At 71.8% G+C, this 9,654-nt stretch carries 3 protein-coding genes; all 3 read left to right on the top strand.

All coding sequences use genetic code 11. The features are described 5' to 3' along the window. Positions 1-313: 313 nt before the first annotated feature. Positions 314-4,492, top strand: a complete 4,179-nt coding sequence (locus tag G1C96_RS05600) for a PD-(D/E)XK nuclease family protein (protein ID WP_169275665.1) — start codon at positions 314-316, stop codon at positions 4,490-4,492. After that, the gene (locus G1C96_RS05605; protein ID WP_169275666.1) at positions 4,489-8,694 is read left to right on the top strand and encodes an ATP-dependent helicase; all 4,206 of its coding nucleotides are present in this window, start codon (positions 4,489-4,491) and stop codon (positions 8,692-8,694) included. The genes G1C96_RS05600 and G1C96_RS05605 overlap by 4 nt, the downstream gene beginning before the upstream one ends. A 53-nt stretch (positions 8,695-8,747) precedes the next feature. Beyond that, on the top strand, positions 8,748-9,654 hold a 907-nt coding region (locus tag G1C96_RS05610; protein WP_169275667.1), incomplete at its 3' end, for a GNAT family N-acetyltransferase.

Below are 9,654 nucleotides of genomic sequence, written 5' to 3' on the forward strand. Positions count from 1 at the left end.
TGCGGTCTGACGGCCGGCCGCGCGGGCGTGCGGGAGGACGGCGTCGCGGCGTTGCGTGCGGTGCCGCGCGGGGTGTCGCGCGGGGGTCGAGGGGCGTGCTGGGTGCGTTGCGGATCCGGTCATCGTCGGCCCTTTCCGTCGTGGAGGGTGTATCGCCTTCATAGGCTCAGCCCCGGACCGGGCGCGACATGCCGAGCGAGGGCAAGCGGGAGAAGCGCTCGCAACCATTCGTACAAGTGTTCGAATATGCTGGAGTCGGGAGCCTTCGAACGGGGAGGGCTGCCGGGACGATTCGACCGAAGTTGGAGCAACGATGAACGACGAGGCACAGGTGCTGTTGGCGGTTGGTCCGCCGAGCTGCGGCAAGACCGAGTTCGCCGTGCGCGCGCTGCTGGACGGCATGCGGCGGTACGGCTCCGACCGCGCCTGCATGGCGGCGTCCGGACGCAAGGCCGCCGATCGTCTGGCGGACCGGGTGATCCGCGAGATGGGCGTATCCGCGCAGGCCAGGCCGGTCACCACGCTCGCCGCCGTGGCGTTCCGGATCATCGCGCTCGGCCGCGCCCGGCGGGGGGCGTCGTCGCCGCGCCTGCTCAACGGCGCCGAGCAGGATGCGCTGCTGCGCGGGGTGCTGGACGACCATGCCGGGCACGTGCGTGCGGGCGAGTCGGGAAACTGCCCGGTCTGCGGTCTGCTGCAGGAGTACTTCGCCGATGTCTCCTGGCCGGCGCTGGTGGACGGGCGCATGGGCGCCGCGTTCGTGGGGCAGCTGAGGGACATGCTGGCGCGCATGGACGAGCTCGGCGTCTCCCGCGAGGGGGAGGACGGGGTCCTTGCGGCCGTGGACACCCCCGACGTTCGCTCGATGAGGCTGCGTCTGCAGTGGCGCCTCGCCTTCGCGCTGCGCGCCCGGTACGATGCCGCCGTGGAATCCGCGTACCCCGGCGAATGCCGGCTGGACTCCTCGCGTCTGCTGGTGGAGGGGACGAAGTCGGTGGGAGGGCTGGACCGCGCCGATCTTCCGTCCCTGGTGGTCGTGGACGACTTCCAGGACGTCACGCTGGCCGGGCTGGGGTTTCTGGAGGCGCTGCGGGACGCCGGATGCCGGCTGGTGCTGGTGGGCTGCCCGGACGAGTCGGTGCAGTCGTTCCGCGGTTCCTATCCCGAGTATGCGCTCGCGCGCGTGAGACGGTGGCCGGGATGCGAGGAGATGGCGCTGACGGACTACGGCAAGGACGGCGAACCGCACGCCGAGGCATCGTGTGACGCGTCGCGGGACGGGGAACTGCGGTCCGACGCGCCGCGGTATCTCGATCTGGTCACGTCCCGCGTCAGTCTGTCGATCCTTTCCACGGAGGACGATCCGACGCCGGTCCCGCTGCGTGCCGGGAAGATGCACGCGTATCGCGGCTCATGGCCGATCGAGGCCGTGGAAGGGGGCCGATATGCCGACGACGGCAGCGTGGTCGCCTCGCTGTACCGTTCCTCGGGCGAGGAGACGGACGACGTCGTCTGGAGGATCAAGCGCGCGCATCTGGACGCGGCCGCCGGCGGCGAGGACGGGAAGCCCGGCGAGGCCGGGTGCGCGTGGAACGACATGGCGGTCATCGCGCACGACAACGCCACCGTGCGGGCCATCGGCGAACGGCTGCGCCGGGAGGGCGTGCCGGTCCTCTACTCGTCCGTGACGCGCCCGCTGAAGGACGAGCCGTTCGTGCAGGCGCTGTTCGCGCTCATCGAGCTCGCCGGGCTCAGACGGCGCGGGCTGGCGTCCTGCTCCATGGCGCCGGAGGCGCTGGCGGGGTTCGTGCGGTCGCGCGTCGTCGACATCATGAACAGTCCGCTCGTCATGGTGGGCGACGACGACCGCGGCAACGGGTATCCGGCGCGGCTGTCCGTGGCGGAGTCGGCCATGGGCGCGCTGCAGTCGCTGGCCGAGGCGTTGCAGGCGGAAGCTATGGAAGGCGCGCAGGACGCGCGGGACGAGGTCTCCGCCGCCGTGGACGGACCGTCGGGGCCCGATCCGGCGGCCGGCGGGGACGATGGCACGGCCGCCGGAGGCGGCGACGCGGTCACGACGCTGAACGGGCTGATCCGGGCCTGGGATCGTCTGCGCGGAGAGTACGAGACGGCGCGGCGCGGCGCGCACGGCCCCGGCGTGGCCGTGGACGACTCGCTGGTCGCCGGATCCTCGGCCGACGCGCCCATGCCGTTCGGGCGCGACGCCCTGTACCTGCTGCTGATGTTCGATCCTGCGGCCGGCGAGGAGACGCTGCAGGCCATCCATGCGATCTGCGGGTCTCATGCCGGCCGCTCGGACGGACACGCCGAGGCATTCTCCCGGGTATGGCGGCTGGTCGCCGACACGGCCGACGCGCTGTCCCGGCTGCCCGGTCAGGGACCGCAGTACGCTCTGTCCGCCGCGTGGACCGCCGCCGGCGTGGACCGCCGCTGGCAGCGTCTCGCATTGCGCGGCACGGAAGCGGGAAGGGCGGCGAACGACCGCCTCGACGTGGCGATGCGGCTGTTCCAGTTCGCGCAGGATTCCACCGCCGCCCGGGACATCGAGGGGTTCATCGAGCAGGTGCGCTCCATGGAGGTGGAGGCCGACTCGCTGGCCCACGTCGGCCCCGTGGAGCAGGCGGTCACGCTCACCACGCCGGCCGGCGCTGCGGGACGCCACTTCCGACTGGTCTGGATCCCGTCCGTCCAGCAGGACGTGTGGCCCAACCTCACGCCGCGCAACACGATGTTCGGGGCCGAGGACCTCGCGGACATCGTGCTTCGGGGCGGACTGGCCCGACGCGAGCCGGTCTCCGCGGGCGCGGCGTCCGACCCGCGCCTGGCGTCCGTGCTGTACGCCGAGCGCAGGAGCCTGCTGGTGGCGCTGACCCGGGCCGAGACGCGGGTGTTCGTCAGCGCGGTGCACAGCGAGGACGTGGCGCCGTCGGAGTTCCTGTATGCGTTCATGCCGGAACGGTATCCGCGCGTGGCCGAAGGAACGCCGCAATACACCGAGGTGGGCGAGGGCGGCAGATACGCCGGGCTGGACGCCGATCCGCGCGGACTGGTGGCCGCCGCGCGCGTCGCCTTGGCCAGAGGCGTCATGGACGGCGCCGGGGAGAACGGGGACCCGCAAGACGTCCAAGCCGCCCAAGCCACCCGGGATGCCGCGGAGGCGTTGGCGCTGCTGGCGTCCAGCGGCGTCGAATCCGCGGACCCCTCGCACTGGATGTTCATGGATGCGCGGGATCGCGGAGAACGGACGACACGTCCGGGCGACCCGGAACAGGCGCCGGACGGCGGCAGGACCGTGACGCTCTCCCCGTCCGCGGTGGACGGCCTGTGGGCCTGCCCGGTCTGCTGGCTGCTCGAGAACCGTTTCGCCGGACCACGCCCCGGCAGCGTGGCGGCCGGATTCGGCACGCTCATCCACGCGGTGGCCGAGCAGGCGAGCCGCGAGGGGCTGGATCGTCCCGGCCGTACCGCGGAGGAGGTGCTGGAGCGCATGACGGCCATCTACCGCAATCTGCGCGCGGACCCCGATGCCATCGACCGCCCCGCGGACCGGTATGCGGCGCGGCGCAACGACGAGGCGGCCGCGGGCATCCTGGCCAACATCGCCGCGTACTTCGTCGACTCGAATGCGCCCGGCTACCCGGCGGGCAACGTGGGCAAGATCGACGTGGGCACGCTGCAGGACGTGCAGGTCGAGCGTCACTTCGGCGCCGCATTCGGCCTGGACGACGTGCTCGAGGCCTACAACGCCATCGACGGCGTCGACCCGATCGACGCCTCCACGCTGATGCTGGTCATGGGGGCGCTGGTGGGCGGATGGCCCGAGGCGATGGCCCCGGGGCTGCGCGTGCGGCTGTCCGGGCGCATCGACCGCCTCGAGACCCGGCTCGGCGCGGACGGGCGCGTCCGGACCCGTCTCGTGGACTACAAGACCGGCGGCAAGCCGGCGCTCGGCCAGCTGTTCTCCGACCTGCAGCTGGTGTGCTACCAGCTGGGGCTGGCGTTCCCCGAAGACGGGCCGCGCGGCGCGAAGGCCCTGCGGGCCATGCCGGACATCGCGCAGTCGATGCTGTTCCACGTGCGCGAGGATCCGTGGCCGGCGAAGAGCTGGGGGGCGGAGGGCGCCTACCAGCCGCCGCTGTTCGCGGACGGATCGCTCAACGCGCGCGCCTTCGCTCCGCGCTACCACTATCCGAACATGACGACGTTCTTCGACGCCGCCGACGTGCTGCCGCCCACGCCGCCGGACGGCGTGGGCGAGAAGGCTTGGGAGCAGTTCGTCACGCTGCGCGGCACCCACGCCGTGTGGGCCCTGACGATGATCTCCCGGGTCTTCTACGCGGCGGCGGCGAGCGTCTCCACCGTGCTGACGGCGCATCCGCAGGCCCTCCACGTGAAGCGCTGCCGATGCATCGGACAATGCCCGGCATGTTCGGGCCAGATCGACACCGTATTCGAAGTGAGGCAGCCATGAGCACATTCGCGAACACGACTTCGTCCGCGACGGCCGCGTCCGCGGCGTCCGCGGACGGTCCCGGTGCCGCGGCCGCATCCGCCGCCGCGCCGCAGTTCGTCCCCTCCCCGGAGCAGGCCGCGGTGCTCGGAGCCCCGACGGACGCGGACGTGCTCGTGGTGGCCGGCGCGGGATCCGGCAAGACCTTCACTATGACGCGCCGCATCATCGCGCTCACCGAGCATCACGTGCCCCCGGAGCGCATCCTCGGCCTCACCTTCACCAGAAAGGCCGCCGCGGAGCTGCTCTCCCGCGTCTGCGCGGCCATGCCGGACGGCATCTTCAAGCCCGAGGTGAGCACGTACGACGCCTTCTTCCAGTCGATCGTGCGCCAGTACGGCCTGCTCGTGGGATTCGACCGCAACACGCAGCCGCTGAGCGAGGCCGGGGCGCTGCAGCTCGCCGCCGACGTGGTCGGCCGGCACATGGACCTCGTCTCGGGGCGGGACATGGGCTCGTTCTCCTCGCTCGTGGGCGCCGTGCACGGCCTGAGCAACGCCATCTCCGGCTCCATGATCGGACGGGAATGCACCACGATGGAACAGGCCATCGCGCGCGTGAGGACATGGGACCGGGCGTTCGCCGCGCGGCTCGACGCGGCCATCGGCCAGGAGACCGTCCCCGAAGCGCCCCTGAAGCTCCCGACCAGGCCCAGAGGCAAGAAGGACATCGAACGCAGGACCGAGCAGTGGATGCGGGACAGCGAACCCATCCTGCACGCCAACTGCGTGTTCAACGTGGCGTCGCTGCGCGACGTGGCCCGCGACCGCGACGTGCTGCTTGCCATGGTGGAGGACTACGTGCAGGCCAAGCGGAAGCTGAACATGGCGGAGTTCAGCGACTTCACCGTGGCGGCGTACCAGCTGGTCACCCGGTTCCCGTCCATCGGCTACGAGTACCGGCGCCGGTACAGCCACGTGCTGCTGGACGAGTACCAGGACACCTCCACCACGCAGGCCATGCTGCTCGCGGCGATCTTCCACGCGGACGGGCGCGACCGTTCGGCCGTGAGCGCCGTGGGAGACCCGTTCCAGTCGATCTACGCCTGGCGCGGCGCCAGCCCGGGCGCGTTCCGCATGTTCCAGCGCGACTTCGGCCTCGATCCGGCGGAAAGGCCCCGCACGCTCAGCGTCACCCGACGCAACGCGCGCATCGTGCTGGCCGCCGCCAACAACCTCACCCTGCCGCTGCGCCGCATGCCGCGCCGGCCCGGTAGCTCGCTCCTGCGCGAGGTGGACGTCCCCGCGCTCAGCACCCTGCCCGGCAAAGAGGAAGGCACCCTCGGCGTGCTCGGCTACCAGACGCTCGGCCAGGAGATCGACGGCGTGACGCGCTTCGTCCGGCACGAGCGTGCCGCGGGCCGGTCCGTGGCGGTGCTGTTCAGATCCAAGCTGAACATGCCGCTGTTCCGCGACGCCTTCGAGGCGGCGGGACTGACCACGCTCGTCGTGGGGCATTCGGCCCTGCTGGAGCGCGCGGAGGTGCGTGACGTGCTCGCGCTGCTGCACGTGGCGGGCGACCACACGGACGCGAAGTCGCTGATGCGTCTGCTGGCCACGCCCCGCTACGCGATGGGCGCCGAGGATCTGGCGGCCCTCGCCGGGATGGCGGAGGACCTCAACGTCGAATACCGGTTCCGCGCCCTCGTCCAGGCCGGGCTGGCCCAGGCGGACGCGCCGAGAAAGACATGGGCGGACGCCGTCGCCGCGCACCGCGACAAGGTGGCGAACGCCGTCTTCCTGCCGGACCTGCTGATGCGCGCCGATCTGCCCGACCTGCTGCGCCGCGCCGGAACGGTGAGCGGGCCGGGCGCGGACGCCGCGGTACGGGCCGGCGCCGCGCTGCGCGAGGTGCGGCGGACCGTGGGCCGGCCGCTCGTCCAGACCGTCCGTGCGGCGGTGAACGCGCTGGACCTCGACATCGACGCCGTCGTCGCCCAGTCGATCGCCCACCCGGACGTCCCCGTGCGCCCCGCACTGGCGCACGCGCCCACGGACGCGGTCGTCGGGCTGGTGGACACCTACGTGCAGGAGATCGCCGAAGGCGCCAACGCCAGTCTGAGCGGCTTCATGACATGGGTTGACGCGCTGCGCGACGTCCCGGAGGAATCCCAGGGCGTGCCCGACGTGGCCGCCGACGTGACGCTCATGTCCATCCACCAGTCCAAGGGACTGGAATGGGACGCGGTGGCCGTGGTGGGACTGTCCAGATCGACGTTCCCCAGCGGCATCGGCGACGGCCTCACCGTCACGCCGGACGAATCGCACCCGGGGAATCTGGACGCGGACGGACGCTGGACGCCGCCCGAATACCGGGAGAAGGCCCGCACCTGGCTCACCAATCCGGCGGACGTGCCGGTGCCCATGCGCGTGGACGCCGGCATCCTGCCCCGATTCCCGAGAGACGCCGCGCCCGGCGCCGACCCCGTCGAGGCGCTCGACGCGCTGGACGACGTGGAAGGCATCGACGACGAGGTGTTCGGCACCATCCGCGAGGTCCCCGAATTCAACGGCGACGATCCCGACGGGGCGGACCACTGGGCGCTCACGCAGTGCGAGGAATACGGGCGGCGGCTGCACGCCGACGAACGCCGCCTCGCCTATGTGGCGCTGACCCGCGCACGCACCGACGTGCTGCTCACGTTCAGCGCGGGGAAGTCGCTCAGCCGTGACCCGTCCGACGGCGGCGCGCCCGCCAAGCCGCTCGACCCGGAGAAGACGGCGTCGAACTTCTGGCTGGAGGTACACGATTCGCTGCACGGCATGCCGGGCATCGTCGTACCGGGACGCGCCGCCGCGGAGACGGCACCCGAAGCGGCGGCCGCCGCAGCCAGAAGCGACGACACTGCCGAGACCGCGGCCGTCGTCCCCGATCCGCCCGCGGGATACTTCGTGGGCGACGACGCCGCGTCCCTCGAGGAGGACGTGGTGGAGACGGCCTGGCGCGAGCCGCTGCCGCGCCGATCCGCGGCGGAGACGCTGCCGTGGCCGGCCGAGATGTCCGAACGGGTGAGGCGCGTGCTCAACGACAGCGCGGACATCGTGCGCCGATGCATCGAACGGGACAACGTCACGCCGGCGGAACCCGGCGCGGCCGCGGAGGAACGCATTGCGGGGGAGAACACTGCGGAGAAGAACGCCGCGGAGGACTCGCTGCTGCTGCGTGCACGGCTGCTGTGCGCCGACCCCGATCTCATGGCGGAACTGAACGAGGGACGTCGGACGGGCCGCCAAACGGACGCGGACGCCTTCGGTCCAGAAGGCGCCGCGCGCTCCTTCGACGACGCGGTCCGCGAACGCGCCCTGCATCTGAGCGCGGGCAGGCGGCGCAACGTCACGGCGCTGCAGGCGCTCGACGGGCACATGTCCGAACGGGAGGTCCGCGAATACTGGCGCGGCATCGTACGCCCCATCCCGCGCGTCGCCTCGCCGGCGGCGGAGACGGGAACGCGCTTCCACGCGTGGGCCGAACGCCTGCTCAGCCGGCGCATGACCCCCGAGCTGGTCGACCTGCCGCAGCCGGAACCGGAATCCGACGTGCTGGGCGTCTGGCAGCGGCGGCTGCTCGACTCGCCGTGGGCGCGTCGCACGCCGGCGTGGGCGGAACGGCAGATCGTGGCCAGCATCCCCGAACTCGGCGGCATGATCGTGGACGGCAAGCTCGACGCCGTCTTCTACGGGCCACTGGACGACAGTGCGCATAGCGGCATCGACGCGCGGAACACCGACGTGCATGACAACGCCATCACGCCGACCGACGCCGCCACAGCGCGCAATCCCGCACCGAACGACCCTCCGCGCTACACCATCGTCGACTGGAAGACCGGCCGTCGCCCGCGCACGCAGGAGGACGTCGCGCACCGGCTCGCGCAGCTCGACCTGTACCGGCTGCTCCTAGCGCGCATCGAGGGCGTCCCCATCGAGTCCATCGACGCCGCGCTGTACTACGTGTCCGAGGCCGACCCGGGCCGTCGGCTCATCCCGGCCGAGCGCAAGAGCGAGGCGGACATCCTCGACCGGCTCCGCCGCGGCATCGTCCCGCAGTCGGAGCCCGAGGATCCCGAAGAACCCGAAGAACTCGAAGAGGAGGCTTCCACGGATCCCGAGGACCCCGAGGAGGAGACACCCCTGCCTACGCCCGCGCCGTCTACGCCCGCCTGCTAGCATCAGTGAGTCCTCCCCTAGGGCCGCACACAGACACCAAAGGAGCAATCATCATGTGCGCCGCACTTGCCGCATCGCAGGCAGACGCAGACCACCGACTCGCGGACAGCAGACCCATGGGCAGCAGGTCCACGGGCAACGGGCCCGACGTCGGGTACCGTCCCCTCGAGCGCAGCGACATCAGCACCATCGTCCGGGCGTTCGACGACATGTGGGGCAACTGGGGGCCCACGGCCGGCCACCCCGAATCGGCGCTGCTCTCGCGCCACTTCGTCCTGCACTATCTGGAACACGCCACGCGCGGCGACGTCGCCGTGGACGGGGACGGCCGCTTCCTCGGCGTCACGATCGCGCGCGTGACGGGGCAGCCCGTCCTGTTCCGCGACGTCACCGCCGAGCTCGAGCGCGTCGACGCCGAACTGCGCACCACGCCATTGGGCGCCGCCGGCCTGCGCGAGACGCTGCACTGGCACGATCTGGAGCACGCCATGGCGCACGACGTGGGCATCGACACGGGCGCGCAGGCCGAACTGTGCCTCTTCCTCGTGGCTGGGGCGGCGCGCGGCCGCGGCGTGGGCGGCACGCTGTGGCGTCGGCTGCTCGCCCACTTCGCCGGCAGCGGCGTGACGCGCTACTACCTGCACACCGACTCCAGCTGCGACGTGGGCTTCTACCGGCACAAGGGTCTCGCGTGCATCGCGGAACGCTACGCCAAGGACCATCCGGAAGACAACGTGTTCGGCGACGCTCCGATGGACGACATCTTCATCTACGCCGGAGACCTGCCCGCGAACGGTCCCGCCGGCGATCCGCCCGCGCGCGCCGATCTGCCCACACGCGCCGACCTGCCCGCGCACGCCGCGCACACCGACCTGCCCGCGCGCGGGCGGATCGCCGGCGGTACCTGGCTCCTATACACCTCTCCCAGCCCCCGAGACCCACCATTGCCTCGTATGCCGT

It is taken from the genome of Bifidobacterium moraviense, assembly GCF_012932365.1.
Taxonomy (GTDB): domain Bacteria; phylum Actinomycetota; class Actinomycetes; order Actinomycetales; family Bifidobacteriaceae; genus Bifidobacterium; species Bifidobacterium moraviense.